Source organism: Haematobacter sp., assembly GCF_032102465.1.
GTDB lineage: Bacteria > Pseudomonadota > Alphaproteobacteria > Rhodobacterales > Rhodobacteraceae > Haematobacter.
In genome coordinates this window covers 1-25,966 of record NZ_DAMDHB010000012.1, presented here as the reverse complement: position 1 = coordinate 25,966, position 25,966 = coordinate 1, and the positions used below count along the sequence as shown (strand labels likewise).

At 63.7% G+C, this 25,966-nt stretch carries 27 protein-coding genes and 1 tRNA gene; 9 read left to right on the top strand and 19 right to left on the bottom strand.

The window, feature by feature from the left end; translation table 11 throughout:
- Nucleotides 1–178 precede the first annotated feature (178 nt).
- Nucleotides 179–255, top strand: a tRNA-Pro gene (locus RT513_RS09570).
- Nucleotides 256–268: 13 nt separating this feature from the next.
- Here the strand turns inward: RT513_RS09570 and RT513_RS09565 are convergent.
- The gene (locus RT513_RS09565) at nucleotides 269–424 is read right to left on the bottom strand and encodes a hypothetical protein (RefSeq protein WP_290689908.1); all 156 of its coding nucleotides are present in this window, start codon (nucleotides 422–424) and stop codon (nucleotides 269–271) included.
- A gap of 792 nt (nucleotides 425–1,216) precedes the next feature.
- The gene (locus tag RT513_RS09560) at nucleotides 1,217–1,552 is read right to left on the bottom strand and encodes a hypothetical protein (protein WP_313533947.1); all 336 of its coding nucleotides are present in this window, start codon (nucleotides 1,550–1,552) and stop codon (nucleotides 1,217–1,219) included.
- A gap of 623 nt (nucleotides 1,553–2,175) precedes the next feature.
- On the opposite strand from RT513_RS09560, the gene RT513_RS09555 reads away from it, so the two are divergent.
- On the top strand, nucleotides 2,176–3,558 hold the full coding sequence (locus RT513_RS09555; RefSeq protein ID WP_290689909.1) for a hypothetical protein: 1,383 nt from the start codon (nucleotides 2,176–2,178) through the stop codon (nucleotides 3,556–3,558).
- Between the two features lie 15 nt (nucleotides 3,559–3,573).
- Nucleotides 3,574–4,008, top strand: coding sequence for a hypothetical protein (locus tag RT513_RS09550; protein WP_290689910.1), 435 nt, complete (start codon nucleotides 3,574–3,576; stop codon nucleotides 4,006–4,008).
- A 243-nt stretch (nucleotides 4,009–4,251) separates the two neighbouring features.
- Here the strand turns inward: RT513_RS09550 and RT513_RS09545 are convergent, their stop codons facing one another.
- Both RT513_RS09545 and RT513_RS09540 read right to left on the bottom strand, forming a co-directional pair.
- Nucleotides 4,252–4,809, bottom strand: coding sequence for a hypothetical protein (locus RT513_RS09545; RefSeq protein WP_313533946.1), 558 nt, complete (start codon nucleotides 4,807–4,809; stop codon nucleotides 4,252–4,254).
- A gap of 23 nt (nucleotides 4,810–4,832) precedes the next feature.
- Nucleotides 4,833–5,066: a helix-turn-helix transcriptional regulator gene (locus RT513_RS09540; protein WP_290689913.1), complete on the bottom strand. Its 234-nt coding sequence runs from the start codon at nucleotides 5,064–5,066 to the stop codon at nucleotides 4,833–4,835.
- Nucleotides 5,067–5,156: 90 nt separating this feature from the next.
- Here RT513_RS09540 and RT513_RS09535 point away from each other — a divergent pair, with 90 nt between their 5' ends.
- The 6 genes from RT513_RS09535 to RT513_RS09510 all read left to right on the top strand — a co-directional run bounded on the left by RT513_RS09535 (nucleotide 5,157) and on the right by RT513_RS09510 (nucleotide 10,217).
- Nucleotides 5,157–5,354, top strand: a complete 198-nt coding sequence (locus tag RT513_RS09535; protein WP_313533945.1) for a hypothetical protein — start codon at nucleotides 5,157–5,159, stop codon at nucleotides 5,352–5,354.
- Nucleotides 5,355–5,468: 114 nt separating this feature from the next.
- The gene (locus RT513_RS09530) at nucleotides 5,469–5,828 is read left to right on the top strand and encodes a hypothetical protein (RefSeq protein WP_290689917.1); all 360 of its coding nucleotides are present in this window, start codon (nucleotides 5,469–5,471) and stop codon (nucleotides 5,826–5,828) included.
- A 194-nt stretch (nucleotides 5,829–6,022) separates the two neighbouring features.
- Nucleotides 6,023–6,241 carry a hypothetical protein gene (locus RT513_RS09525; RefSeq protein WP_290689918.1) on the top strand — a complete coding sequence of 73 codons (219 nt, stop codon included), beginning with the start codon at nucleotides 6,023–6,025 and terminating at the stop codon, nucleotides 6,239–6,241.
- Nucleotides 6,242–6,326: 85 nt separating this feature from the next.
- On the top strand, nucleotides 6,327–7,928 hold the full coding sequence (locus RT513_RS09520) for a DUF927 domain-containing protein (protein ID WP_290689934.1): 1,602 nt from the start codon (nucleotides 6,327–6,329) through the stop codon (nucleotides 7,926–7,928).
- A complete protein-coding gene (locus RT513_RS09515) occupies nucleotides 7,921–8,172 on the top strand; it encodes a hypothetical protein (RefSeq protein ID WP_313533944.1) in 252 nt (83 codons plus the stop codon). The genes RT513_RS09520 and RT513_RS09515 overlap by 8 nt, the downstream gene beginning before the upstream one ends.
- 1,139 nt (nucleotides 8,173–9,311) lie before the next feature.
- A complete protein-coding gene (locus RT513_RS09510; RefSeq protein ID WP_313533942.1) occupies nucleotides 9,312–10,217 on the top strand; it encodes an SOS response-associated peptidase in 906 nt (301 codons plus the stop codon).
- A 256-nt stretch (nucleotides 10,218–10,473) separates the two neighbouring features.
- Here RT513_RS09510 and RT513_RS09505 read toward each other — a convergent pair whose 3' ends face one another.
- The 15 genes from RT513_RS09505 to RT513_RS09435 form a co-directional block, all read right to left on the bottom strand.
- A complete protein-coding gene (locus RT513_RS09505) occupies nucleotides 10,474–10,704 on the bottom strand; it encodes a hypothetical protein (protein ID WP_290689920.1) in 231 nt (76 codons plus the stop codon).
- The gene (locus RT513_RS09500) at nucleotides 10,701–10,922 is read right to left on the bottom strand and encodes a glutaredoxin family protein (protein ID WP_242685183.1); all 222 of its coding nucleotides are present in this window, start codon (nucleotides 10,920–10,922) and stop codon (nucleotides 10,701–10,703) included. Before RT513_RS09500 ends, RT513_RS09505 begins: the two co-directional genes overlap by 4 nt.
- Nucleotides 10,922–11,875, bottom strand: coding sequence for an N-acetylmuramidase domain-containing protein (locus tag RT513_RS09495; RefSeq protein ID WP_051911014.1), 954 nt, complete (start codon nucleotides 11,873–11,875; stop codon nucleotides 10,922–10,924). The genes RT513_RS09500 and RT513_RS09495 overlap by 1 nt, the downstream gene beginning before the upstream one ends.
- A 13-nt stretch (nucleotides 11,876–11,888) precedes the next feature.
- The gene (locus RT513_RS09490; protein ID WP_131389550.1) at nucleotides 11,889–12,188 is read right to left on the bottom strand and encodes a hypothetical protein; all 300 of its coding nucleotides are present in this window, start codon (nucleotides 12,186–12,188) and stop codon (nucleotides 11,889–11,891) included.
- Nucleotides 12,175–12,642, bottom strand: a complete 468-nt coding sequence (locus RT513_RS09485) for a hypothetical protein (protein ID WP_035708873.1) — start codon at nucleotides 12,640–12,642, stop codon at nucleotides 12,175–12,177. The genes RT513_RS09490 and RT513_RS09485 overlap by 14 nt, the downstream gene beginning before the upstream one ends.
- A 704-nt stretch (nucleotides 12,643–13,346) precedes the next feature.
- Nucleotides 13,347–15,545, bottom strand: coding sequence for a hypothetical protein (locus tag RT513_RS09480; RefSeq protein ID WP_035708876.1), 2,199 nt, complete (start codon nucleotides 15,543–15,545; stop codon nucleotides 13,347–13,349).
- 1 nt (nucleotide 15,546) lies between these two features.
- Nucleotides 15,547–17,376 carry a hypothetical protein gene (locus RT513_RS09475; protein ID WP_035708880.1) on the bottom strand — a complete coding sequence of 610 codons (1,830 nt, stop codon included), beginning with the start codon at nucleotides 17,374–17,376 and terminating at the stop codon, nucleotides 15,547–15,549.
- Complete coding sequence (locus RT513_RS09470) at nucleotides 17,376–19,763, bottom strand: hypothetical protein (RefSeq protein ID WP_313533941.1); 2,388 nt, start codon at nucleotides 19,761–19,763, stop codon at nucleotides 17,376–17,378. The genes RT513_RS09475 and RT513_RS09470 overlap by 1 nt, the downstream gene beginning before the upstream one ends.
- A gap of 42 nt (nucleotides 19,764–19,805) precedes the next feature.
- Nucleotides 19,806–20,228: a hypothetical protein gene (locus tag RT513_RS09465; protein ID WP_035708887.1), complete on the bottom strand. Its 423-nt coding sequence runs from the start codon at nucleotides 20,226–20,228 to the stop codon at nucleotides 19,806–19,808.
- Between the two features lie 63 nt (nucleotides 20,229–20,291).
- Nucleotides 20,292–21,167 carry a hypothetical protein gene (locus tag RT513_RS09460; protein WP_051911015.1) on the bottom strand — a complete coding sequence of 292 codons (876 nt, stop codon included), beginning with the start codon at nucleotides 21,165–21,167 and terminating at the stop codon, nucleotides 20,292–20,294.
- Nucleotide 21,168: 1 nt separating this feature from the next.
- Entirely contained in the window at nucleotides 21,169–21,567 is a 399-nt protein-coding gene (locus RT513_RS09455) for a DUF4376 domain-containing protein (protein ID WP_131389554.1), read from the bottom strand.
- Entirely contained in the window at nucleotides 21,567–21,974 is a 408-nt protein-coding gene (locus RT513_RS09450) for a hypothetical protein (protein WP_035708892.1), read from the bottom strand. The genes RT513_RS09455 and RT513_RS09450 overlap by 1 nt, the downstream gene beginning before the upstream one ends.
- Nucleotides 21,971–25,063 (bottom strand): phage tail protein, encoded by a 3,093-nt coding sequence (locus RT513_RS09445; protein WP_290689923.1) that lies wholly within the window; start codon nucleotides 25,061–25,063, stop codon nucleotides 21,971–21,973. Before RT513_RS09445 ends, RT513_RS09450 begins: the two co-directional genes overlap by 4 nt.
- The gene (locus RT513_RS09440) at nucleotides 25,060–25,440 is read right to left on the bottom strand and encodes a DUF6950 family protein (RefSeq protein ID WP_290689925.1); all 381 of its coding nucleotides are present in this window, start codon (nucleotides 25,438–25,440) and stop codon (nucleotides 25,060–25,062) included. The genes RT513_RS09445 and RT513_RS09440 overlap by 4 nt, the downstream gene beginning before the upstream one ends.
- The coding region (locus tag RT513_RS09435) for a hypothetical protein (RefSeq protein WP_313533939.1) at nucleotides 25,437–25,966 on the bottom strand (530 nt) is incomplete at its 5' end. The genes RT513_RS09440 and RT513_RS09435, both read right to left, overlap by 4 nt.

Sequence of the window (25,966 nt, the reverse complement as noted above, 5' to 3'; positions counted from 1 at the left end):
GGTTCGGCAAGCCCTCCGCTACGTCGAGGCCAGCCGTCCGGGCCACCTGCCCCACCCAATCTTCGGCGCAAGCCCCTGCCTTTCCCGCCGCAACCCCGCTACATGTTCCAAGCCGACAAATCTCTCCGCAAGGCCCCTTGCAAACCCCTCCGTCATCGGTTAGTCCGCCTCCCACGGTCGGAGCGTAGCGCAGCCTGGTAGCGCACCTGCTTCGGGAGCAGGGGGTCGGAGGTTCGAATCCTCTCGCTCCGACCATTCCCGATTTTTGTCAATTCTCTGAAATTCTTCCGAAGAGCCCGCCGGCCACGCCGGGGAGCGCAGCGCCGATGCCATCAACGAAACCTTGCCAGCCCGAAGGATCGAAGGCGGCACGGTGAAGCGAGGCGATGAGCGCCTGTTCGTGGCGGGGCTGAATTCCCTGCACCGGCCCTCCGCTTCTTTGAAATGTTCGTCTGAAGTCCGCTGGCAGGATAATACAGGCGGGTTCATTTCAAAACGCCATCCTTCCAGGCGGTCCCTGCGATCGGGGGAATCGGCCCTCCTGCGCCATCGAAACGGCGGGTCACAACCTGCGAGAGTAGTGTTCGACCGGTTTTCAGGCACTTTGAGCCGCGGGAAGGGAGGCCGTGCCCGCCTCCGCCGGGGACATGATTCGCCCCGCTCCTGGACAGGGCGCATGTCCAGACAGCGGGACGGGCGGATACCGCTGGTCTGGCGCCGCTGAAGACGCAGAAACCGCGAAAAAAAGCGTCGCCGATAGCGCAACTGCGTCATGCGCGGGAGGCTCATCCTTCCGTCAGGGCCGAAGCGCGCTCGTTACGGTCTTGCAGAAGGATCTTTGCAATGAAGCATACTCGGCTTTCTACCGACGCAATCGTCTCCTTGTTCGGACTTCCTGCCATCGGGCAGGCGGCCGTCATCCAGGCGGTTTTCACAGGAACCGGCGATTATCGCATCACCGAATACTCGGGATACCTCACCGATGGCGAAGAGGTGAGAACGAGCGGGTCAATCACGGCGATTTCGCCGGCGTGCCCGTCACCACTACCCTGCGCTATGACACGTCACTGTCGGAAGTGGTGTTGACGGACACTGATGACGGTAACTGGACGAACCTGCTGCTGGAGGGAGCGCTGACCTTCGTGGAGATCAGGACGCCGGATAGGTTGCTGTTTACCCGCGAGAATGCGGCCAGGCTCAATAGCGAAAGTTTCGGCTATGGGCGCGTCGAATCAACCAGAAACTCTGGGAGCCGGACGGGATCTATCAGCAACTCTACGCGCTTTGGCAGTTCCACGAGGGGTGGGATAATCCTGCGCCCGTGGAAACCAACACATACGATGCGAACACGGGTTTCGGTGTCTATCGGCCATTCCTCGACCTTGACTTCGAAGAGCCCTTTACCGCTTCGATATTGCCGGATGAATGGGGAGGACAGGTCGCTTTCTCCATCGACAACATCCGATACTTCTACGATCCCGATGGGAACAGCACCGGTTATCAGCGCGCCGTAACTCACGTGCCGTGCCTTCAACACGTCCGTGGTCGTCACGCGCCTCGATGGGAATGAACCGGAGCCGCCATCCGCGCCAGTTCCACTGTCGGCTGCGGCGCCGTTCGTGCTCTCCGGCCTTGCGGCGCTGGCCGGCTTGCGCCGCCTGAAACGCCGGACCGCCTGAGCCGCCCGTCGCGATGCCTGGGAGCTGATCGAGCAACCCGGCGCGGTCTGCTACGGAGCGGCCAGCGACAAGGAAAGAATACATCATCTCGACTTCCTGTTCATCCGCGCGGACGGCACCCGCATCGCCATCGCCGTCAAGCCGTGGGCCAAGGCGGCGTTCCGGGAGGAGCTCCGCCGTGTCGAGGCCGCGATGCCGCTAACCCTCGCCGCCCGACTGATCCTGATCACCGACCGCGACCTGCATCCCGATGAGGTCTGGAACGCGACCCGGCTGCAGGAGGCGCGGCGCTGCCCCGATCCGGCGGCCGACGATCCGGTTCCGACTGGTTGGCCAGCCAGTCGGAACCGCAGCCGCTCCACCGGCTGGCCGCAGGCACCGGGCTCGGTCCGCAGGCTTGGCCGGCGGCGACCCGGCTCCTCTTCGCCGGCCGTATTTGTCGCGAAGACCGCAGCCGGATCGGTGCGCTCACCTGTTTTTGGCCGGAGGTCCAGGCATGAGCGCGCCGCATCTTCGCTTCCGCCCGGCAGACCGCCTGCAGATCGGCGCGCGGACCTACCGCTTGCTGACGGCGACGCCAGCCGCACTCGGCTTCGTCAATGTCAAGGATCCGGACGACCTGAAAACCTTCTCGCATACGGAACCGGTGACGAGGCTGACGCAGCCCGGCACCCGTCTTTGGGCGGAGGAGGAGAACCCGCGACCGAAAGGTGCGAGGCTTCGCGCGACGCATCGTTATATCAGCACCATGCCCGCCCCGCAGCGCACGCTCCTGTCTGGAAGCTCTCCTACGTACAAGCGCGTGCTCCGCCGGGCCGGAAACGTGGGCCGCGCGGAGAGTTCGGTGTTGCGGTTCATGCCGCAGATCCAGGCGCTTGCCGACCGCAGGGCGAGCCGCGGGAAGCGCGGGGCCGGAGCACTCCTGCCCCCCGAGCGCCAGCCGCCCTCCCTGCGCGCCTTGCCGGGGTGGGTCCGCGAGGTGGACCGTGCCGGTGGCAATCCGCTGGCGCTGGCGCGCAAGCCCGGCTCCGGCGATCAGGGCAATCGCATCTATCCAGAGGTGGAGCGGATCGCCGCGGAGCAGATCGACGGCATCTACCTGATGCTTCAGCAACCGCCCCTCGCACGGCTCGTTGAGGCGATCGGGGGGCGGATCGAGGAAGAGAACCTGCAGCGGGCGGAGCGCGGCCTGCCGCCGCTGACCCCTCCCTCCGCGCGCAGCGTGCGCCGCAAGGTTGCATTGCTCGATCCTTTCGAGGTCGCCGTCCAGCGGCACGGCCGCGACCATGCCGCGCGCAAGTTCGGCTTTTACGACCGCGGGCTCAGAAGCGAGCGCATCGGCGAGCGGGTGGAAATCGATGAACGAAATGTCGATCTGCTCACCGCCGTCGATCTGGTCGGTGTCCAGGGGCCTGACTTCGGCCGAGAGGGCAAAGATGCAGACCATACGGCTCTGGATGGTGGCCGCCATCGACACCGCCAGCCGGTGATCCTCGGCTTCAAGCTGGCCCTCGCCCCAGGCGCCGGAGAGGCCGTCGCGGTCCTGCAGCTGATCTGCCAGGACAGACCGCGATCGCTGGAGCCGTGCGAGCTGCCTTGCAAGGGGATCATATGGCTGGGCGCAAATATGCGGCCGGATGGGTTGAGCGCACCGCTTTACAGTTCGGCGAAACCGAACCGGATGGACCGGTCAAAAGCGAACTCTGGTGCCAGGGGCGTGCCAAGGCGCAGCAAACCAAGGCCACCCGTGTCGAACAGGAGGCGGCCCGCTGGCGCGCTCAGTAGCTGGAGAAGGCACGGCAAGCGCGGATTAAGCTCGTCTATCGGGAGCGTGTTGTGCGGCCTGCCATCGAAAAACTGCCGAAGGTGGAGGCTTTAACGAACAGGCCATCGCTTGGATTTTACGAGATGCCTAACCGCACTTGAGGAACAGGATACCAAAACTCTGGACTGGTATTGGTTTGACGATATCGAGACCCTCTTTCGGGATGCGGGCGGAATTGGCGAAATGGATTATCTCTCGCTATTCGAATTGAGTGAAGATCGCGATGACGCCTCGTTCCCTTACGAGATAGGAGACACGCTAGCTGAACTCCGCGACGGATTGATCAAAAGCAGGCGCGTTATAGCCTGCGCCGATATGCAAGGCGGAATGATGCTCCTGCAACGCGATTTGTGCACTTTCAAAAACGGAGACTTGGTGCGTGCGGATTACGTCAAATCCATTGCCCCAATCATCCTCACGCCGGCCGCCGCCGCGCTGACGGCTTACTGCCAGAAGGGAACCCCGCGCCGTCGGGCAGCTGCCAGTTCAGGACAGAGACGCTGAAGAAGATGCCGCCAAGGCGCTGAAGTTGCTTGTCGAGCGGAACCCCGGCCTCCGCATGAAGCATTCCTTCTTCGTCGGCGGGAGAGAACATCTTGGCCTGAGAAGTCACCGTGCCTCGCGGGAGGTCTGGAAGTACGCCGCGCCTAAGGAATGGCGCGCGCCGGGCAGGATTGACCCCGAGGTTCCTCCCTTGGAATTGGAGATTGCGGAAGAATTGCGAGGCAGGTGATTCTTGCGGGATGGTCACTCCTCCACCTTCCAGATTGCCTGATACAGATCGGCCATCGCCTCATCCACCCGATACGCCAGCGCAGCCAGATCGGGGCGCTGCTCGATGAAGGGGTGACGCTGCACGAAGTCCACGAAATGCTGATGGGCGACGTAAGCCCTATCGCCCGCCTCGTGCTGGAAACCGCCAAAGACTTCGCCGGTCGTATCGGCCACGCCTTCGTCTATCTCGTGTTCGGTCATTCTTTCGTGTCTCCCTGTTTCTTCCGCCGAATCCCGGCGCCGCGCCATTCCCGGCGAGGAACTCGACGCCTGCGATCCGGCGGGTTCACACGCCTTCATGTCTTCCTCGTCAAAGACGATTTCCGCAACGGCGTAGGGCGGGCCGTTGAACCAGCCTTCAGCCTCGGCTTCCTTTTGCGCCAGAACCGGCATCGGCTTGCCGGAACTACGCATGGGGGCCACCTGATCCACCCGGATGGCGGCTATGACGCGCGTTCCCACGTCAGTGCAACGCCAGCGCCGATCACCGCAGAGGAATTCCATGCCGATGTGAAAATCGGCAACAGTCATTCCGTCACCCCATCTGTCAGTGGTCATTTGCGCAGCCTGACACCCACGCCAGCGCCCTTTTCGGGGATGAACTCAACGCCGGCCGCTTCTAGGGCGGTGCATACCTTGGTCAACGTGTCCAAGCGCGCCCGCACCATTTCCTTCCCCGCTGCCTCCATATTTCTGACAGTATTGATACTGACGCGCGCCGAGGAGGCGACATCCGCTTGCTCCAGGCCAGCGAGCGCACGAGCTGCCTTAAGCTGATTTCCTGTCATTTGTGTTTCATACCCAACTAAATGATTGACAGCGCCAAACTGGCGGCAATATGGTGACTATACCCAAAATTATGGGTGCCACAACTATACATGACGCGCCTGATGCCGAACCTCGTTTTGGCAGCCTACCACAGCTTGCCCGCTGCGACCCTTGCCGAAATCCACGATCTGCTGACGCTTGCGCTTGATGCCGGCGAGAAACCGTATGGCTACACCGATCATGAGCGCGAGGTGCCCAGTACATGCGGCGCGCGCGCCCTGATCACCGGCCTGCTGGACGGCCGCTAGATCTGAGCGGCGGCCGCCGTCACCTTCCTCACAATGGAGACAGTCATGCAAACCTCTTTTCCGGGCATCGCCCCGGGGGCGCCAAGCCGGCGCGCGGTCCTCAAGGGTGCGGGGATGGCGCCGTTGGCGGCCCTGCCACTGGCCGGAGCGGCCGCTGCGGCACCTCTGGCAAGCGGTTCGTCCGCCCTGGATACGCCGATCCTGCGGTTGTTTCGCCAGCATCGCGCGCTTCTGGAGGCCGCAGACGCCCGTATCTCGACCGCCACCGGCCCGGAGGAAGATGAGGAGATTGAGCGCCTTCTCTTGCAGCCCGCCGCCGCAATCGAAGACGAGATGCTGGCGCTGCCCTGCACCTGCGCCGCTGACTTCGCCGCCAAGCTGATCGCCGGCAGCGTCTGCGGCGGTGTCCTGCTCGACTGGGAGACAGACCCGATCTGGCGCGAAGCCCGCGCGCTTACCGCGTGCGCGGCATGAAGCATGCTGTCGCGTTGAACTGATCCCAGCTGCGCCTTGCCGCGCAGCTGGGGCGCGAAGCGACGGCACCGAAAGAAATGAAACGCCGCAGTTAGGAAACGATACGCTTGTTGTGCAGCATTTTATCCCCGGCTCTCCTCTCGCACCTTCCTCCCTGGCCCCCGGCGCAGTGTCGGGGCGAAAGGAGAAACTCAATGCAAGACCGTAAGAAAAGCGGCGACCGACTGCTCGCTCGTCCCGAGGTGGGGGAGCGCATCGGCCTGTCGCGTCGCTTCCTGGAAGTTTCGGCCGTGCGCGGCGACGGCCCCGCCGATGGTCAAGATCAACCGATCGGTGCGGTACCGGGTGGCGGATATTCTCGCCTGGATCGACGCGCGCCGCGTTCTCAGCACATCCGACAAGGCGCCGCGTGATGCTGGATACCAATATCAAAGTGACCATCCACGACTACATCGCCGCGACCCGCCCACAAGCCGAAACCCCGGCTGACCAAGCGGAATTCACCCATCACATGCTGCGGTTCACCAATGGCCGATGCCGGCCGCGCTGCTGGCGGGCTCCGGCGAATCCATCCGGGCCGAACTGCTGCGCCTCGGCTGGGTGCCCGCGCCCGGCGCCGGCCGGAAGTGGCGGGACTGGCTCTTTGAATACCTGATCGGCTCCGATCCCCCCGAACGCGCCCGCTGCGTTTCCGGCATCGGCTGGCATGGCACCGCCTTCGTGCTGCCGAACGAGACGATCAGCGCCGAGGCGACCGACGAACGGGTGATCCTGCAATCGGCCGAGCGGCTGGAGCATGCCCTGCACGTCGCGGGCACGCTGGAAGAGTGGCAGGCCGCCGTCGCAGCACCGGCACTCGGCAATTCGCGCCTGATCCTGGCAATTTCGGCCGCGCTCGCCGGGCCGCTTCTGGCGGTGACGGGGGATAAAGGCGGCGGCTTCCACCTGCGCGGCGCCTCCTCCTCGGGGAAATCCACCGCGCTTTCCGTTGCGGGCTCCGTCTGGGGCGGCGGCGGACCGCGCGGCTATATCCAGAGCTGGCGGGCAACCGATAACGCGCTGGAGGCGCTGGCCGCCATGCACAACGGCGCCTGCCTCTGCCTGGACGAGCTGAGCCAGGTGGAAAGCAAGGCGGCGGGGGCGGCGGCCTACATGCTGGGCAACGGCGTGGGCAAGGCGCGCGCCGGGCGCGAAGGGCAGGCCCGCAAGGCGCATGAGTGGCGGCTGATCTTCCTGTCCAACGGCGCGATGGGGCTGGCCGACAAGATCAGGGAAAGTGGCCAGCGCATCGCCGCCGGTATGGAGGTGCGGGTGATCGACCTGCGCGCCGATGCCGGCAAGGGGCTGGGCCTGTTCGATGACCTGCACGGCGCGGCCGATGCCGCCTCCTTCGCCCAGCACCTGAAGGCGGCCTCCGCCAAGGTCTACGGCACGGCAGCGCGGGCCTTCCTGCGCCAGATGGTGGCCGATCTGCCGGGGATGCGGCAGGGAATTGCCGGGTTGCGGCAGGGCTTCTGCACGGCGGCGGTGCCCGCCGGGGCCGATGGGCAGGTGCGCCGGGTGACGGACCGCTTCGCCCTCGTCGCGGCGGCGGGTGAGGTGGCCTCCGCCCTGGGCGTCACGGGCTGGCCGCAAAGCGCGGCGGCAGAGGCCGCGCTGCGCTGCTTTCGGGACTGGCTGAGCGAACGTGGCGGGATCGGCTCCAGCAAGGTGGCGGATGCGCAGGCGCGCCTGCGCCGCGCGGTGGAAGTGGACGGGCACGCGCGTTTCCTGCCGTGGCATCCCGATTCCCGCACCGTGGTCCGGCTGAATGCGTTGGGCTACGTGCGCCGTGGTAGCGAAGAACAGCTGGACGCCCCGCCGATCTTCTTCCTGCACACCTCCGACATGGCCGAGCTGCTGGCCGGGCTGGACCGCAAGAGCGTGCTGGAGGGGCTGGCCGAGGCCGGGGTGATCGCTCGCCATGAGGTGACGGAGAAGGGCGCGCGGTTGCAGGCCCTGTCCAAGGTCTTCAAGGTGCCGAGCGAGAAGGCCCCGGCGCGGCTCTATCAGCTCAACCATGCCGCGCTGATGGGTGATCTGGGGGACAGCGATGCCTGAGCCGGGACCGGACTGGGCGGCGTTGGGCAGGGTGTTCGCCGCCCTGCCCAACGCGCAAGCGACCGCTTCGCCGTCACTACAAGACGACGACGCGCTCCTTACCCATGAGCTGGCCGAGGAGCGGGCGGCCATCATGGAATATGACGGCGGGCTCCCGCGTGCGCAGGCCGAAACCCTCGCACGCCGGGCGCATGGCCTGGCTTCTGCGTTTCGGGCTGGGGGCCGGTTTCCCTCGGCCTGCTAACCCCCCGCGCAGCACCCGCCCGCTTGCTTCAAACATTGATTTCTGTATTCGCAGCGGGTGCAGCCCTCCCCGCGCCCCGGTCGGGCAGGCATCCTGTCGCGCCGCATGGTCCATCCGCTCGCATCTGAGCGCCAGCACCGGCGGAGACATGAACATGATGAGATGTGGCAGGCGGCGGATGCCGCAGGCGCCCGCCCGCCAGTTCCGGACCTTGCGAGCCTCCATCCCGCCCAGCCGATGGCAGTGCCACCCCCCGGGGGGGGGTGGTCGGAAAATCTGGCATTCCGGCCCGGGACCGGCGGGGGGACCGCCATTTTCATGCGTGTGATTTACGGAAAAAAGGCCCATTCTGAGGGGGCAAATCGAGGGCAAAACCGGGGTGTTGCGGCACCTGAAATCAGATATATTGAATGATTTCAAATGGATATTTGGTTACAGCCGTCTGATTTTTGTAACCGCTTTTGTAACCTGCGCGTTATGAAATAATGTAGTTATTACATATATTTAGATATATGGGTTACAAGGTACAGAGGTTACAGCGATTTTGAAGAGCCGCCATTTGCATTTGCTCCCTTCCGCTGCCGTCCAAGCGCGCGCAGCTCGCCTGACCATCGGCCCCAGCCCCTCCCTGCGCGCCGTCTTCTCCCCAACCCGCCCCTGACTTTCACGGAGATGCGGGGAGGCCAACTGGCGCGACGGAACCTCCTCCTGCGCCCTCCCGGCGCGAGGTGATGGTTATCCGGGGTTTACGCTCCATCCCCCGCGCACCGCGAAATCGCGCGACGTGGTAGCCCGATGGTAGTCCGCAAAAGCAAAGGGCTCAGACGTTTCCGCCTGAGCCCTTGTATCTAGTGGTGAGCCCAACAGGACCGGAATAGTTGCTTAAATTCAGATACATACGCTGTAAAGCAGCTAATTGCTCACCCGTTCAGTTTCAATGGGTTGCGAAGGCGGCTGTAAACTTAAATCGGCCTCATCCGCGATCACCTAGGCAATCCTGACTCGACTAGTGGACGGAACAAATGTAGAACAATGAGACTCGCTGCCACGAGGATCACTGCCATGACCCCCGCTTTGGCCTCTGCGCCATGACCCGTCGCTCCACGCCACAATGGAAAATTGATCTCCGCGCTTGGCCGGTGACGCTCCGCGTAATCGTCCCGTCGGGCGGGTTGCGCGGAGCGAATGACATCTGGCCGTGGCTCCACCAGATCGGCCTGACGGAGCACGCGACAACCTCTCAGTGCCAGCCGGGCAGCCCGGACGTGCTGGAACTGCACCTGCGGGGGCTGGAGGAGGCGAACGCGTTCATGGCGCGGTTTCCGGGCCTTGTGCTGGCCGATGGCACCGAGTGCGTCACCTATTCGTCGCCGCACCTGCCGTTCGGCCGGCGCGAGGAGAAGGACTGGGATATGTGCAACTTATATGCGTCGAAGAAGTCGCAGGATTACATGCGACAGCTCTTCACCCCTGCCCCGCTTGATCGGCTGGGCAACCTTCAGCCGCAGCCCGAAATCTACCCCGACCAGATGGCCCCGATTGTCCGCCACGGGGCGGAGGGGCTGGAGCTGGTCATGGCGCGCTGGGGCTTGCCCACGCCGCAGACTGTGCTGCACCAGCGCGGCGCACCCTACGACCGGGGCGTGACGAATGTCCGCAACACCGGCTCCCCACATTGGCGACGTTGGCTTGGCGTGGCGCATCGCTGCCTCGTCCCGCTCACTGCCTTCGCGGAGCCGCGGGGGCCGGGCCTCGGAGTGGCGTGGTTCAGATTGCGGGACGCGGAAGCGCCTGCGTTCTTCGCGGGTATTCATGTGCCCGGATGGCGGTCAGTTCGGAAGGTCAAGGACGGCGAGACGACTGACGACCTCTATGGTTTCTTGACTTGCCCGCCGAATGCCGAAGTGGGCGCAATCCACCCTAAGGCGATGCCTGTTATCCTCACCGAGCCTGTCGAGTGGCAGACATGGCTGACCGCGCCATGGGTTGTTGCGAAAGAGCTTCAGCGGCCCCTGCCCGATGACGTTTTGGTGGCCCGCGGCTAGGGCCAAGCGCTGTACGCTTTTAGCGCCATCTCCCTCCTTGAAATGCACACGTCATGCGTGCATCGTGAACTATGGTTTATCGCTTGAGGGAAATATGAAGGCGCCACGCAATTTTCCTTTGTCCAATGGCGATAGGCACCCCGCATCCACCCGCGCGATCAGATCACGCCCCGCCGCGCGGCTCTGCGGCCCGCCGTCTGCAACCAACGCGGCAGCAAGCGCCGCCCGGGACGCCGCCGTCCCGTCGCAGATCGCCTCACCGCTGCGACCGGTCGCGCAGCCAGCGCAGATCGTCAGCAGCATCGCCGCGAGATACATCCGCATCGTCCATCCTCCGCCGGGTGTCCTGATAGTCCTGCAGGCGATCGGCGCGCGCATCGCGCCGGCCCTCGCGCTTGCCGCCCGCAAAGGTCAGCAGCAGCGTCACGATGATCCCGCCGAGCGCGGCCATCGCGCGGCCGAGGCGGGTGGATAGCAGCCACGTCATGTCAGCCCCGCGAGCAGATCGGGCCGATAGCCGTACCAGTGATGGTCTTGTCCGAGATAGACCACGGGGGCGGACTGGTAGCCCCATGAGCGCACCCGCGCGAGCGCCTCGGCATCGCGGCTGAGATCAACCTCCTCATAGGCGATGCCGCGTTGCTGAAGCGCACGCTTGGTGGCGCGGCAGGGCTGGCAGTCGGGGGCAGTGTAGAGGATGACCATCACGCGACCCCCCGGCTGCGCTGAAATGCCCATAGCGCCACCGCAATCAGCCCGAGGATCATCCCGCCGCCGACAAGGATATTGAGCGTCGATTCCGGCAGCGCGTCGCCGATGGCCGCGACGGCCGAGGCCAGCCCGCCCGCGGCGGCGCTGACCTTGGTGATCTGCGCCAGACGATCCTCCCGCGCGGGCTGGCGAATCGGCTGCGCATCTCGGCGCCGCGCCAATGCCGCCCAAGTGCGCGCGCCGACGATGCCATCCACCGGCAGGCCGGACTGCCCCTGAAATATCCGCACTGCCGCCTCTGTCTCCGGGCCGAAGGCGCCGTCCGGCTCGACCCCGAGGGCCAGCTGCAGACGCCGCACCGCCTCCCCACGGGCACCGGCCCGCAGCACGACGGGCGAGGCCTGCCCGGAAATTTCCTGATAAGCCGTCTCGATGCTGGTCGCATACTCGGCCACATTGCCCGAGCCATTGTAGCGCGCGGCAAAGGTGCGCCAGTCATGCGCCCGGAGCGCACTGTCCAGCCCCCATGACAGGATCAGCGTCGTAAACGCGGTGACCTGCTCCGCCTCGCTCTCCGCCATGGCGCGCACCATGCCGAGCGCAGTGATGTAGCCGGCGGCGCTGGCGTTGAATCCCATAATCTGCGGCCCGCCCCAGCTGGTCGCCCGCAGCGCGTCCTCCGGATCGCGGGCATAGGCCTGCTGAAACAGCGCCTCCCGGCGCGCCGCCGTCAGGCGCAGGCTGGAGCGATAGTCGCCGATCGGCACCCGCAGCTTGTGCGGCTCAAACCGACGCTGCAGCGAGCCATCCGGGCGATAGGGAGACCCCGCCGCCTCCACTGCCCATACGGCGCGGATCGCCGCCACCTCGCAGCCGATCCGCTCAGCCGCGCGCACGAAATCATCGGCGACCGCACGATGCGCGGCGCCCTTCCAAGGCTCTGTCATGGGATGAGGCTCCTTACCTCTTGCGGGCCAGCTCTACGGCCAGCGACGACATCGACCGGGTGACGTCACGAATTTCATCGCGCATGTCCTCTGCGGTCTCACTGTTGCGCTCCAGCGCTTCGGTATTGCGGTCCAGCGCCTCGATGATCTCGCGGGCTGCCTTGTCGCTGACGATCGCGGCAGAGACCTCCATGACCTCTTCCTGCGGAGCGGCCTGCTTTCGCCGGTTCCAGCCAAAAGCGGCGGCGAGGCCGAGGATCAGCACGACGAGGGCATTGGCGGCTTTTTCCAGATCCAGTTCAGCGATGTTCACGGTCCACACCCCGGCCAGCTTGGATATCGCCGGACGCACGGGCGAGATTGACGATCTCCGCCAGGAGCATCGTTGAGTACATGACCACGCCCGACCACGTCCCGCCCTCAAAGACGGCGGCGCTCAGGATACCGACGGCGAACTGCGCCCATGTCAGTGCCCCCGCTACGCTGGCCAACGCCCTCAGATGCGGCGACCAGCGGAAGCCCGCGAAGGTGCCGTTGACCACGAGTGCCAGCAGCCGCATCGCCCCGCATCCGAGCAACAGGACTGCCCAGAACGTCTCATCGCCCCATCGGGCAACTGCCGCAAACGAGGGCGTGACGCTGAACATGTCCTGCTGAAACCGCAGGGCGATGCCCATGGCCACAGCTGGAAACAGCATCAGCCACTCGCTGAACCGGATCGGAAAGTGCGCGACGATACCCTCGCGCAGGCGTCTGACCACGATCATGCAGGCCTCTGATGTTTATGAAGATTGTGCTTGCCCGAATCGCCCGACTCACGCGACCGTGAGGCGTTGGTTAATCCGGGGGATTTGAGGATGAGAGCGTTTGCGCTGGCGGCTGCGGCTGCTCTGATGGCCGGTCAGGCAGGGGCGGCGATCGTGACGTACAATTATACCGGGCAGATGATGTACTGGCTCCCGGAACTCGTCTACCCGATAACCCCATACGGAAGAATTACAGGTGGCTTTATCGTAGATGAATCTTTGCTGCCCGGAGGAAGTTTAGCCGGTGCAACCTTGGAATTCACAACGAATGAACGCACCGCTACTTACTCGATAACATCAGGCAATGGCTCCCAATATTCAGGTTCTAGCACGTTTTCTAGCATGCCAGATTGGAGCGCGGCCGGAGTAACCTCTTACGGCCTGATTTTTATGTACTCCCCAATTCAATATCACTCGGGCTTCCACATAGAGATTGGGGATGATCTTTCGGTATTGAGCTGGTCGGGCGGCTCTGCAGTTGGGGGGTCACCAGACCCATATTCCTTCGGTCCTGACGGATATGACAGCACAGATGACGCCCGCAGCTATGGCCCCGGAACTTGGACAGTGGAAGTAACGCCCGCGCCCGTTCCACTCCCCGCCGCCGCCCCGTTCTTACTGGCCGGGACAGCAGCTCTCTATGCAGTGAGTCGCCGCCGAAGGGCTTAGACCGCGTTCCCGGACGCAGGGTCTTTGTAGGGCGACGCATTGACCGTCGCTGCGTTGCCGGCGACCTCCATCCATAGGGTTTCCGTTCCGCCTGAGGTGATCCACACCTGATGCGAGGCTATCTCGATCCCCGCATTCATTGGCCGGGATGCGATGCCGTGGATGCGAAGCGGGCGGCTTGTCGTGAATGCCCCCGTCCCTTTCTGGCTGAACGGATATTTTGTCCACGCCTCATTGTTGGCCTCGCCGTTCATCCGAACGCCGAAGGTGCCGGCGGCCCCCTCGTTGAAGTCGGCGTAGAATTCCAGCAGCATCCAGAGACCGCGATGCACCCTGCCGATTTGCGTTTCACCAAGGACTGTGCCGCCTGATCCGTCCTTGATGCTCTCAAGCCGGATGGAATCCAGCTGCGAGACATACCCGAAATCAAATGCGTTGGTGTCGATGGATGCCAGCCAGCGGCTTGTGGAGTTGGCTGAAACATATGCGGCGCTGTTCGGCACCCGCCACATGATCCGGTGCCGAATTTTCGTCGTTCCTGTGGGAAGATTGTCAGTGCGACGGAAGAAGGGTCCATTGCCTGCGGTTGTGAAGTGCGTCTCTGGCACATCTTCCTGAACCATGAACCCCTGCTGCCACTGATTGATCTCAATGCCAGAGACCCCCCAAGGGGAGGCCGGATCAAACCACGCAGGGATATGTTCCACGGGATAGAACATGCGGATCATGCTCTCCTCGCGGGGGAAGAAATATCTCCCATAGTCGCTGCGATAATATGGCCCGGCCAAGGCGGGCGCGGTTTCGCTGATCTCCTTGGCCCTCATCGGAAATATCAGGTCGCCCTTCTTGAGAGGCACCTGCATGGTGAACCGGATTTTCCCGCCAACGATGGTCACAGTGCCGAGGTATTTTGCGTCGATGGCAGGATTCACGCCGGGGCGGCTGATGAAATAGGCTTGGCTGGGCGGCTCTCCCGCACGAAGGATGCCGAACCCCATGACTTCCTGAAACTCCGGGGCCTCATCGAGCCATTTCTGGTCCGGCTGGATATTGTGCACGAGCGCCTTAGTGGAAAGGATGCCGCCGTTTCCTTGCGACAATCCTACCTCAGCATAAGCCCCTCCCGGTCCGACTGTGAGATTTCCCAAAACCGGGGGATTTACCGTAACCCCCGCCGCTCTGAGCATCGGCCAGAGGAAAAATCCGTAGACAGCCTCGCCTTGCCCGGCCCAGTGCACTTTACCGGGGTGATTGCCGTCATCGGTTTGCCACATACTGGCTGGGCAGCCGAACACGCCGCCGAGAGACTGGAACCGGCTGTCTTTCGCAAAACGCTCGATGCCCAGATAGGCTATAATACTTGAGGACCACGGGCTGTGCGGCTGCAAGTCGAAGGGAATATCGCGCGGGAAAAGACCCCGGCCAACCTGAGTGGGGTCGGATTCTTCAAAATCCCAGAAGCAATGGTCGAAAACGACGCTTCGAATTTTCACATCGCTATCTGTCGCTACATCGGGGTTAGGATTGTGAAGATCGAAGGCCGCACCATTTTCAAGCTGTCCATAATAAAGCGGAGAAAATACACGAAGCCACCTATTCTCATAGCTTCTGTCATTCGCATACCAGAACTCTGCAATCCGGTCCGGGTATTTCTTTAACTCCGTCAGACACTCACCAATCATATCGGCTGTGAAATGCCACTGCCGACCTCCGTTGCTGTTGTCGTTTACAAGCTCGGTGCGGCCTGTTCCCGCTTCGCCAAGCTCTACCAGCGCATAGTCCACGCCGGGCGTGATGTATTCCAGCGCATTGGCAAGCAGGGCCATTGACGAATTGAACGTGCGCTTTGTTGCGGTCGTAATCGCCTCTGTGCGAGATGCTGAATCGACAGAGTTGTTTGCCCCGTTGCGCTGCATCAGGACAAGATTTCCGTCCCGCGTCAAATCTGGCGGTATGAGCTGCTGGTAGAAGCTTCCGCGCTCAGTGCAGCTAACCGGCTCTGACTGCGCCAGATGTGCCACGACGATCCTGTTTTGCGGCACAACGCGATCCTCGGTCGTGTACTCCCCCGCCAGCTCATGCAGCTGCTCGACGGCATAGCCCTGCTCTGACAAGAGTGCTGCAAGCTGAACGGAACTGGTAAACCGCGTATCGGAATCGCCGATAGCCGTGCGGGAATAGGTAAACAGCGGCATGTCAGGCTCCGATCTGGGGTATGGTTTCGAGCGTGGACCAATGCTTCCGCCACAAGCGCATCCCCCATGTCGTCGTGGGGTCGTCTGACGCGACGATGGTTTCGCCCTCAAATATGTGGGAGTAAGGGGAGAATTCCGAAGGGTAAATCCCGAAGGCTGCCCCCTCTATCGGCAGGGTGCGCTTTGCATACTGAACGACCGGCGTCCATGACGGCTGAACAATACCTAGCGCCTGCGCGACAAGGACGAAGTCCCCGCCCACCGCTTGTTTTCGATAGTCTGCGCCAGCCGCAGGGTTGTCGACGTGCGTGTATGTTGGGATATTGTCTCTCCACCGGATAGACCAGTTAGGGTCTCCCGGAACTAGGGTTCCGTCCTCGGAGAACCAGACCTGCTCCCCAACGACGAACGTATGGGCGCCCTCTACAGTCACGACAAAAGAGTTACCCGAGGCATTCCCGGGCGTGGGGCCGGTCATCCGGTTTGACTTTGTGCCGTCCTGACTTTTGAGAAGAAGTCCACGGAACCCCAGCTTGGAGGTGCGCCTTGATGTATTCGCTGTATTATCTACTGTTATATCCTGCCCGTTGACGGCCAGAACTTCTCTTAAGTTACAGATCACCGGATCAGATGAATTCGTATGCGGTGTCCGGTAGCGCAGCAGGTTTTGTGCCGTTTCCTGATAGAATTGCCCAAGGACGTTTCCGCCGCTCTGCGGAGCAACCCCTTTTGCTCCCATGACGAACGACGACAGGCTTTTGCCCGTGAAATGGCGGGCAAGGTAGATCATGGGAAAATTGGTCGTCCAGATGCCGCCGTTTGGACCCGTATTTATCCCGTCCTGCTGAATTCCGGACGAGATTATCGCCCGGAGCGCCCGCTTGGTCTGCTCCTCTGTTCCCGCATTCGTCCAGAGCAACGGGAAAAGGCCCGCAGCCACCTGCGACATGCCACGACCATACCCAGTCCCCCCGAAACCGGAATTATTCGGCATGAATTCGCCATACCCGCCTTTAAACGTGCCATCCCCGGCCTGATAGTTTGCCCGGAGGGAGCCTTGGAATTTTTCTGCGTATTGGAGGTAGAGGTCCAGATCGGCAGGCGGGCTTGTCTCAGATGCATCATAGCGCGGAAGGCTGTCATAGATTGCGTCAATGTCGATACCGGTCAGTACCGGAGCGACACCCGCCGCACGGCAGACTTGAGGCGCGAACAAATCACCGCTTGGAGCCGTCCCCTCCATCACGGTCAGGGAGAGATATTCAGTGATGAGAGAGCCGTTTGCGGCAGACAGAAGCGGCACCTCAGACAGAGCGCAGTTAATGACATCGCCAGCGGTCAGCATAACCGGGAATGTCGCCAGCTTAGACTGTGAATAGGTATCATTGACCTGTGTATAGCCGGGCCGCGACCGGCCATCATAACCGTGCGGACGCGCCAGCCCAACGGAGCTTGTCATCACGCCGATATTCACCGTGGACCCATGGATGGTCCGCCCATACTCATCTGCCGTGGTCGCAGGCGTCCGGCTGTTGACCGTCACCGTCCCGCCAGCGGGCAGCAGGATAATCGCCTGCCGCTGTGGGTCATCGGTGTAGATAAGCCGCGCTCCGGGGGGCATGATGCCCTCAATTGTCACCAGACCGGACGAGCTCGTCGCGGTGAACGGCTGGGCTGTCTGAGTGTCAGACGTCGTGTATTCGCCCGCCACGACGCTCCACTGCTCGACCGCGTAGCCCTGCTCTGACAGCAGTGCCGCCAGCTGGACCGAGCCTGTCAGGCGTGTGTCAGAGTCTCCCACGGCCGTTCGGGAATAGGCAAAGACCGGCATCAGAGCCTCCCCGCAGAGATTTCCACGAACTGCATTGCACCATTTTCCGAAGGCGCTTGCGAGGTCGAACCTTGCCAGCGCGCGCCCAACTTCGAGCCGACCGGATAGGCGCCGGTATACGTCCCGGTGCCGACCTGTGTGCCATCGACGAGGAGCGACAACGCTTTTGTCGACCGGTTGATGACGACCCGCGCCGTGTGCTCAGCGATGGCGTCGCCCAGCCCGGGCATGGAGTGGGTAATCCGCGATGTCACAGTCCCGCCGATCCGCTCCTGCACGAGGATCGCATCGCTCGCAGAGCCTGCCGACGCGACGAAAAAGCTCAAAAGCAGGCAGTTGGCGGCATCCGCGTAGAGCGCGACTACACTCAGGGTGCCAGTGCGACGCACGGCAGTGGGCGGAGTTCCGCCGCCCATCTGTCTGCCGACAGCCTCAACATACCCCCCAGCGGTGGGCAGCTCGTAATTCGTCAGCTGCAGGTCAGTCCCGGAGTTGTTCGTCGTGCCACGCAGGCGTCCTGCGGCGGTGATCCGCATCGTGCCTGACACCGGGGCTGCCCAGATATGCTCGCTGTCCGATTGGTGGCCGGCAAGGTCACCCGTCGCAGCGTCAAACGTATCCGCGAACTCCGGCGCGATTGGCGCGGCAGCCGTCGTGAACAGCCCTTTCGCGCTCCTGCGCCAGACCATCAGATCGACTTTTGGCGCGGGGCTGTTGAACTGCGTCCCTGTGAACTGTTGCAGGTTGCCCCGCTGGCTCAGTTCGGGGTTCGTGCCGTTCCAGTCGGCTTTCGGCATCACCGCAAAGCCGGTGAACGCCGGGGATGCGACAGTTCCGGGAACGATGCGCGCGCTGTTATACGTGATATCTGTGACCGACGGTGTCGGAGGCTGCCCCGGAGACTTGACGATCGTGATAAGACCGTCCACTTCGGTGAATGCCCAGTCCACTTGAACGACGGCCCCGCTCTCGGCACTGCGGACGACCAGGGCAGGGCCGACGCCATTACTCACCGTGGCAAGGCGGCTGTAGACATAATTGGCCGCTGGGACAAAGGTCAGCCCCGTTCCGGTGTCCTCCCAAGTCGTCGCTGGTGGCAGACGGCGCTGGATTTTTTGGCTGGCTGTCGGGACAGGCGTTCCGCCAAAGGTCGCAGCGGGCGCCGTTACCTCGACGCCCTCCGTGAGAGCTGGGAGATTGGGGTTGCTGATGACGTACGGAGGAACGTCAGTACTGGCGGCTGCGGCTGTGAAAGACAGCGTATCCGTGGCCGTGCCGGCGCTGTTGGTGACAGTCACCGTCACGACGTAATTGCCGTCCTCGATATCGTCGATATACCGCGACCATGTGCCGCCAGCGGTGGTGAACGGTGCTCCGTTGCGGGTGATCTCCCACACCGGGGTCGGATCAGGCGTTCCGGTTCGAGCCGCATCCAGCGTGACTGTATCACCCTGCGTGATTGCCCCAGAGGGCGTACGGGCGAGACTGACGGTCGGGGCTACCGCCGGGACCGTAACAACCGGCCCCCATCCCGCACCATAATCCCAGGTCTCGAAGCCGAGGCTGTCCACAGTGGCACGGGTGGCCGGACGGTAGCGATAACCTTCTGCCTCGGTCCCTGTCTCAGCCACCAATTCAATGGCCCCTGTGGTGCCGAGCTGGCGTTGCACGAAACCGTTGATATCTGGCGCCGGGTAGCCGGAAAATGTTGCTCGTGTGGAGATGTACTGCGCCCCCGGCTGTCCTGCGCTCGTGTAAGTCGCGGGGGTGACCATGACTGGCATGGCATAGACCGTCGCTGGCTCCGCTCTTACCTTGCGTGTCCGGCCTGTCGCATCGGTCCCCACTTCTTCCCACGTAAACTGGCTGCCTCCCGCGCCGGCGATGAACTCGTCTCCGGTCTGTGTGCTCGGTATCCACTCCGATCCGTTCCATTCGACCCACCCGCCCGGTCCGGCGGTAACACCTGCACCCCAGTTGGCTCTTTCGCGGCCCACCTCACCGCCCGTGAGCACCAGATTGGAAATGAGCAGTACCGGTGGGCTGATCAGCTCAACTTCATCCAGCGCGCTTTCGACAACCTGCGCCGTGCCAAGCGGACCGCGTCCGGCTGCATTCCGCCAGGCTACCTGCATGGATTGCGGCGCACCGGCAATGATGCCGTCGGAAATGATGAAGCGGCCGCCCTGCTGTGGAGAGCTGGTTACAAGCCGCTCGACGCCATCGATGATATAAACGGCGTCCGCCCCCTCCGGCGGCTCAGACAGCAGACGAACTTCAATTTCGCCGGCACGGTCTGTCGCTGAACCGGACCACGCGACCACTCCGGCGGGCACTGTGCCGGCTTCAGACCAGATCAGCACGTCGGCATGGTAGATCGCCCTCACCCGCAGAGGACCGCTATACATTCTGACTATATCGGCCACGGGTCAGCCCTCCACGACGATGTAGATCGTGTCAGCCGCTTTGGCGGGCAGAGCGTCATAGGCCGACTGCGTCAGCTGGACGTATTTCTTGCCCGGAACAATCCACGTACCGTTCGTGAGCAGAGAGAGCTCAATCGGGGTTTCGCTCTCCGGGATCACAACGTCACCGATCTGGATCGGTGTCTGGCTCAGGCCGTTGCCTGCAAGCGATACGGAGTACTTGGTGGCCGTGAGTCCCGCCGTGTTCGGCCACAGATCAACTTCAAAAGCGCCTGAAGCATCGAGCGAGGCTGTCACCTCCGCGGGCGCCACGAAGGCGTCGTCAATCCCCAGCCCGCTGGACTTGAAGGTGAGCGTGCCGGTAACAGGACGCCCGCGTACATCGCGGACCTCCCCGATAATCTTGGTAAGGGCGGTGATCGGCATTCTGTGCTCCCATAGAAAAAAGCCCGCGCGAGGCGGGGTTTGTCAGAAAAAGTGGGTTGAAGATCAGGCGTGCCAGCGGCCCACGGCGACGAGGTCGATACCCGACAGCACATCACCTGCGGCCCAGGCGGCAGCAGACTGTTGTTTGAGCGCGTAGAGGTTGACGCCAGTCACAAACGCTTCAGTCCAGATATTGGCCAGCCGCGCCCGATCGACGTTACCAGCCGTCTGTCGGGACGGGTTGAGCGACCAAAAGACGGCCGGAACCGCAGAAAAGGGTAAGGCATACGACCAGCTGCCACGAAGCTGATTGTTATCGGCGCCGTTGTGCGACACCGCCCGCTCTCCAACGATGCAAATCTGAAACCCGCCTGCAAACCGCCAATACGCGCCATTACTGTTGGACCCCGTTTCGATCAGCGCCCCGGTTGGTACGCCCCCCGATTGCGCGGCCACACCCACGATATCGCGCAGCGCCGCTGTGCCGGTGCCCGTGACCACCGGGATTTTCGCCGCCCCCGCAGCGCCGGACAGCCCGAGAATCGCGCGCGCGGCGGTGGTGAGCGTCGCTGTCGTGGCCGTTCCGGGACCGTCGAAATACGGCACCTTGTCTGCCGCCATCGTGACGCCCGACAGCGCGGAGAGCGCGCCCTCATCCAGCATATCGATCAGCTGCCGGGTCGCCTCGCCGTAGAGCACGTCGTCAGGCGTCAGCCAGACCTCATAGGGTGCCGCGCTGGCGGCTGGCCCCGGCCACGGGCGGGCGAGCGTCACGGAGGTCGCGCTGTTGACGCTTGCAATGCGACAGGTGATGCCAGCGATCCAGAGCACATCGCCCGCGCGGATCGCGCCTGCCCAGCCGGTGCCGGCGCCGGTGACAGCGGTGCCGCCTGCCGGGACACTGACCGTGCCGGTCGCATAGTGACGGGTCATGAGCATGTCAGGTCTCCTGTCCCGGCCAGCCGGTGGCGATGTCGATGAGCGAGAGGGCGTCCAGATCGGGCGCTGCCGTGATTTCCGCCAGCAGCTGGCCCTCGCGGGCAAATGCCGCCTGCACAAAGGCCATGGCGCCTTGGGCCAGTGTGATCACCGCAGCTGCGTCGAGCTGATAGAATTCCCCGTCGCTGCCCTTCCAGACGAGCGACATGGCCGGGTCGAGCCCCGCCGCGACCGCAGCCCCGGTCAGCTTCCCCTGACTGGTCGCGTCGATCCAGATCGGCACCCCGGCGATCGTGGCCGTGCCGCTCTCAACCTCCTGCCGCCTGAGCGTCACTGCGGCGGATTTCACCGCCTTGCGCGCGGCGAGCACTGCCGCGCTGTTGCGCCTTACTTCCACCATCAGATGATCTCCACGATGAGACGGGATCGCAGCCAGGGCGAGGGCGGCTGGACATCAATCGCGTAGCGGCCGAGGTCACTCAGCTCGATTGAGACGCGGTAGTCGTCGGCCTCCGAGGGCGAGAGCGTGGCCAGCAGATAGTCCGCCTCCAAGTCCCAGACCTCGATGATCGTGCCCTCCGGCGCAGTAACCTCCGCCCCGGTCGGTACCGCCTCGACGACGCAGGTCGCGCGCGGCACCCAGACCTCCCCGTCCCACCGTATCAGCGTGTGGTCATACCACGGGCTGATCGCGACGATCTCCCCCTCGGGCAGCGGGTCAGGCGCCCTGTCCGTTGGCCAGGACTGCAGCACACAGCCCTCCGCGTCGATGAGCGCGGAGTGGGTCAGTTCAGCGGCATGGGTCATCGTTTCGGCACCTTCACGGTCAGGCGGCGGGTGGTGATCGATATGCCGTTGGATTTCGCGGTCAGCATGACGCGCCGCTGACCCCCGCCCGGGATCAAGAGCGTCATGAAGCCGGTACGCGCGCCGGATTTCCCCCCGAAGCTGTCGACGGTATCGCCAAGCAGCCAGAGGCCGTCCTCCAGAAACCACCAGTTGAGCGAGAGGCGGGTATTATTGCCGGTCCACACGAAATTGGTCTGGGCGGTCAGCGTCTCATCCTCCGGCACGGTGCCGAGGTCGAGCTGCAGGGCAACATCATTGTCGGAGAGCGCGAGCGGCGTGCTTGCCGAGATCGTCGTGGCCTGCGTGACCGCGCCGGTGACGATGTTGCCGCGCACCACCAGCTCATCGACCAGCAAGGCCTTGGCCTTCAGGACCCCGTTCTCGACGATAAACGGCGCCTCGCGGGCGCTGCCATTGATGACGACGAACTGATCCGCCACGATGGCGACGCGGCTCAGCCCGCCCGACATCGCCTCCAGAAAGATCGCGGCGGAGCGCGCGCTGTTAGCCTCGCCGGAGGAGGCCGCCGCCTGAAGGGCGATCCGCGACAGCGACCCCCCGGCGTTGGCGACCGTGTAGGCCCGGAACAGCGCGCTGGCAGACATCCGGCCCACCGCGACATCGAGCGCCGTGATAGCATTGGCATTGGCGGTGATATCACTGCCCTGCTGGGTGACCTGCGTCTGCAGCGCGCTGACGGCCGTTGACGAGGCCTTGCCGTTGACGACGACAGCCAGATCGGTGAGCGCCTGCGCCGTCGCATCGATGTCGCCCTCGGCGGTGGTGACGCGGGTGGTCAGCGCGTTGAGGGCCGTGGCCGAGGCCTTGCCTGCGACAGTGGCATTCAATTCCGTCAGCTGCTGGGCCAGTGCCGATCCCGGACCGGTGGCGGCAGTGATCTCCTCGCGGTAGCTGGCCGTCACCCCTTCCGCGGTCTGGGTCACCTCCCGCCTGATTTTCTGACGCGCGGTATAGGCGGCGGTGTCGGCGTCGATATCCCGGAAGACATTGCGACGGGTGCTTTCCAACAAGTCCCGCGTGCTGTCCTTCAGCCACTGCGTATACCCGTCGACGAACTCATTCACTTCCTCGACCACACCCTCACCATAGGTGATATCGAGTTCGGAGAGGCGCACGTCGGGTGTGGTGACGGTGACCGGGCTCGTCCACATCGTCTGCCGGTCCGCCTCGATGCGGGCGCGCACCTCATAGGTCGCATTGGGCAGGATGCCGTCCATGACGATGGCGCCGCCGGCCTCCATCGCGACGAGCGGCCCTGAGATGATCTCCGCCGTGCCGACCATGTGGATTTCCCAGTGGATACCTTTCGCATCCACCGCGCCCTCCGGCGTCCATCCCATCTGGATCGCAGGGCGCCGCGCACGGCCCGCGCTGTCCCGATAAGTGATCGCGGCCACGGTCCAGCCGGGGACCGCCTGTACGACCACAGGCCCGGTGCCGGGGTCGGATGGGATGACGGGCAGTTCCTGTGAAGGTGACCAATTGTAATCGCTCTGGTCACGCTCCCGGGCGGTGATGGTCACCGTGGCGGTGCCGAGGTCCTCGTCGACCCGCGTGACCTCAAAGACTTTGCCGGTATACCCCTCGACCCCGCTCGTCCAGGCAATGCTGTCGAGAGGTTCCAGCATGGAGGCATACGGCCCGAGCGTGATGTTGATCACCCGGAAACGCCGGTTGTCGGCGAGGTTCGCCTCCATCAGCCGCTGCGCCTGCGTCGCGCTCGTCACCACCGGCAACTGAAGCTCCGCCACCCGGCGCTGCCCGTCTTCGGCCTCCCACGCCGCATTGTAGCGCGGCGGCGCGTCCTTCTCCGCCCAGAGCGCGGCAGGGTCGACATATGCCGCCTGAATACCGTTGTAGAGATCGGCGTCGCCCGGGAACTGGTCGAGCGTCTGCGCAGAGGTAACAAGGATATCGTCGGTCTCCGTCAGGAACAGCACGGGCAGCGCCGGCGGACCGATGCGGATACGCCAGACGCCGCCGGCTTCCACCAGCTGCCCATCGCAACCCGCCAGCAGGCGCTCGATGACGTCCGCCGGGTCCTCATCGACGGAGACCTCCGTACCGCCGTGATAGGCGGGCTCGCTGCCGCCTGCTTCCAGATCCACAAGAGCATCGCAGGCATTCATCGCTGCGAACCAGTTCGCAAGAGGCAGGTCTTCTGCCGCGGCACTCCCACCGTAAATATTTCCGTCAGGCAGGCGGATACCGCGCAGCAGGTTGTAGATCATCACCGCAAGATTCGCGGTCTGTGCCCAGGTCGCCTGATCGGACCACCGCTGCGGACCAGAGCCGCCCATCGTGCTGTCGAAGCGTGGATCGTAGAGCGGCGCGCCGTCCACTTCGAAGCGGATCGACGGCTGACCCGACCAGACCCTGGCGTCGAATTTGAACATAGCCACGGCGTAGGGGATGCCATGCCCGATCCGGTCCGATCCCCATGGCCGGTTCGCGGCGGTGCCGAAATGCTGGCTCAACACCGGGTCAACCACCGTCTGGCTGCCGTCATAATGACGCAGGAATGCGGCGTCTGAATACTTGCCGAGGACCGGGAGCACTTCACCGAGCCCGGCGCGGTTGATCATCTCCTCGCCGAGCTCGGCGTAATCGTCATTGATGATGACACGCCGTACCGTCTGACCCGGCCGACAGCCAAGCGCCATGATGTAGAACAGCACCGGGTTCGGGGTGTGACCCGGCGTTGTGGCCCCGGTCATAAGCGGGGCTGCCAGCTGTCCGGCAGTGGCGTAGCGCCCCATCACGAAGGTCTGGGGCGTGATGCCGCCCACTGTCGTCTGCAACTTCACGCCGCCGGAGCCGACCGCCTTTCTGGCAGCCAGCTTCTGCGACAGCAGCGACGCGCCCACGACAGCGCCGAGGCGCAGCGCCACACTGCCGATCGTCGCCCCGAAGGCTGACCAGAAGCTTGCGCCATTGGCGAGCAGCGCGAAAGAGACCGGATCGGCGGCAGCGGGAGCCGCCCAGAGACCGGCCAAAAGCGTCGTGGCGAGCAGCAGCCGTCTCATAGCCGGAACATCCGTTCGGCCGCAGTAAGGGGCACGACGATCTTGCCCGTTGGCATCGGCGCGTAGATACCTTCCCCCTGCACGATCCCAAGGGCGGGATATTGCTGGCCGGGCACAGCGGCGATATCGCCCACCTGACCCAGAGCGACCGGGCATTCCTCCAGACGGGTCGCCAGATAGGCGACATGATCGGCAAAGCCCATCTTGCGCAGCCGGGCGAGCGCGCGCCCCTGCGAGCGGTAATTGAACGGCATCAGGCTTTCGCCGTGCACGGCACGATACCAGTCATCCGCGAACCGGGCGCAATCGTGGCCGTCATCCATCGGGCGTGACCAGACAGCAGCGATATAGTCGAAGAGCATCATCTGCGTGTTCATCGTCTCCGGCCCCCTGTCTGGCGTGCGCCCCACATCGGCTGCGCGGAAATCTCCGCATCCGCGAAGAATCGGTCATTCGCATCGCGCAGTCGCTGGCTGGCGTCGGAATATTTCGTGGTCAGTGTGCGGGTAAGCGCCCGGCTGGCACTCGCGAGGGACAGCTCTACCGTCGCACCGGACGAACCGACCGGCGGCGTGTTGATGATCGACTTGTCGATCCATCCCTTGAAAAGACGTTCCGGACTGCCGGTCAGCTCGTCCGAGATCAGATCGAAGTCCACCCGGTGCAGCTCGGCCGCCGCACCCTTCAGGTCAAAGCCGCGTGCGGCCTGCAGGACCTCCGGCGTCACACCCGCAAAACTTACATCGAGATACCGGATCGTGAGACCCACCTCTGAGACAAGCGTTCCAACCGCCTGCAGGTTCTCCGCCCCGAAGTAGGGCCGACCGGCAATGGTCTGATGATCATCCCCGTTCCAGAAGCCGATGCCTTCCAGCGCACCGGTGTCCCGGTTGCGCGCGGCGA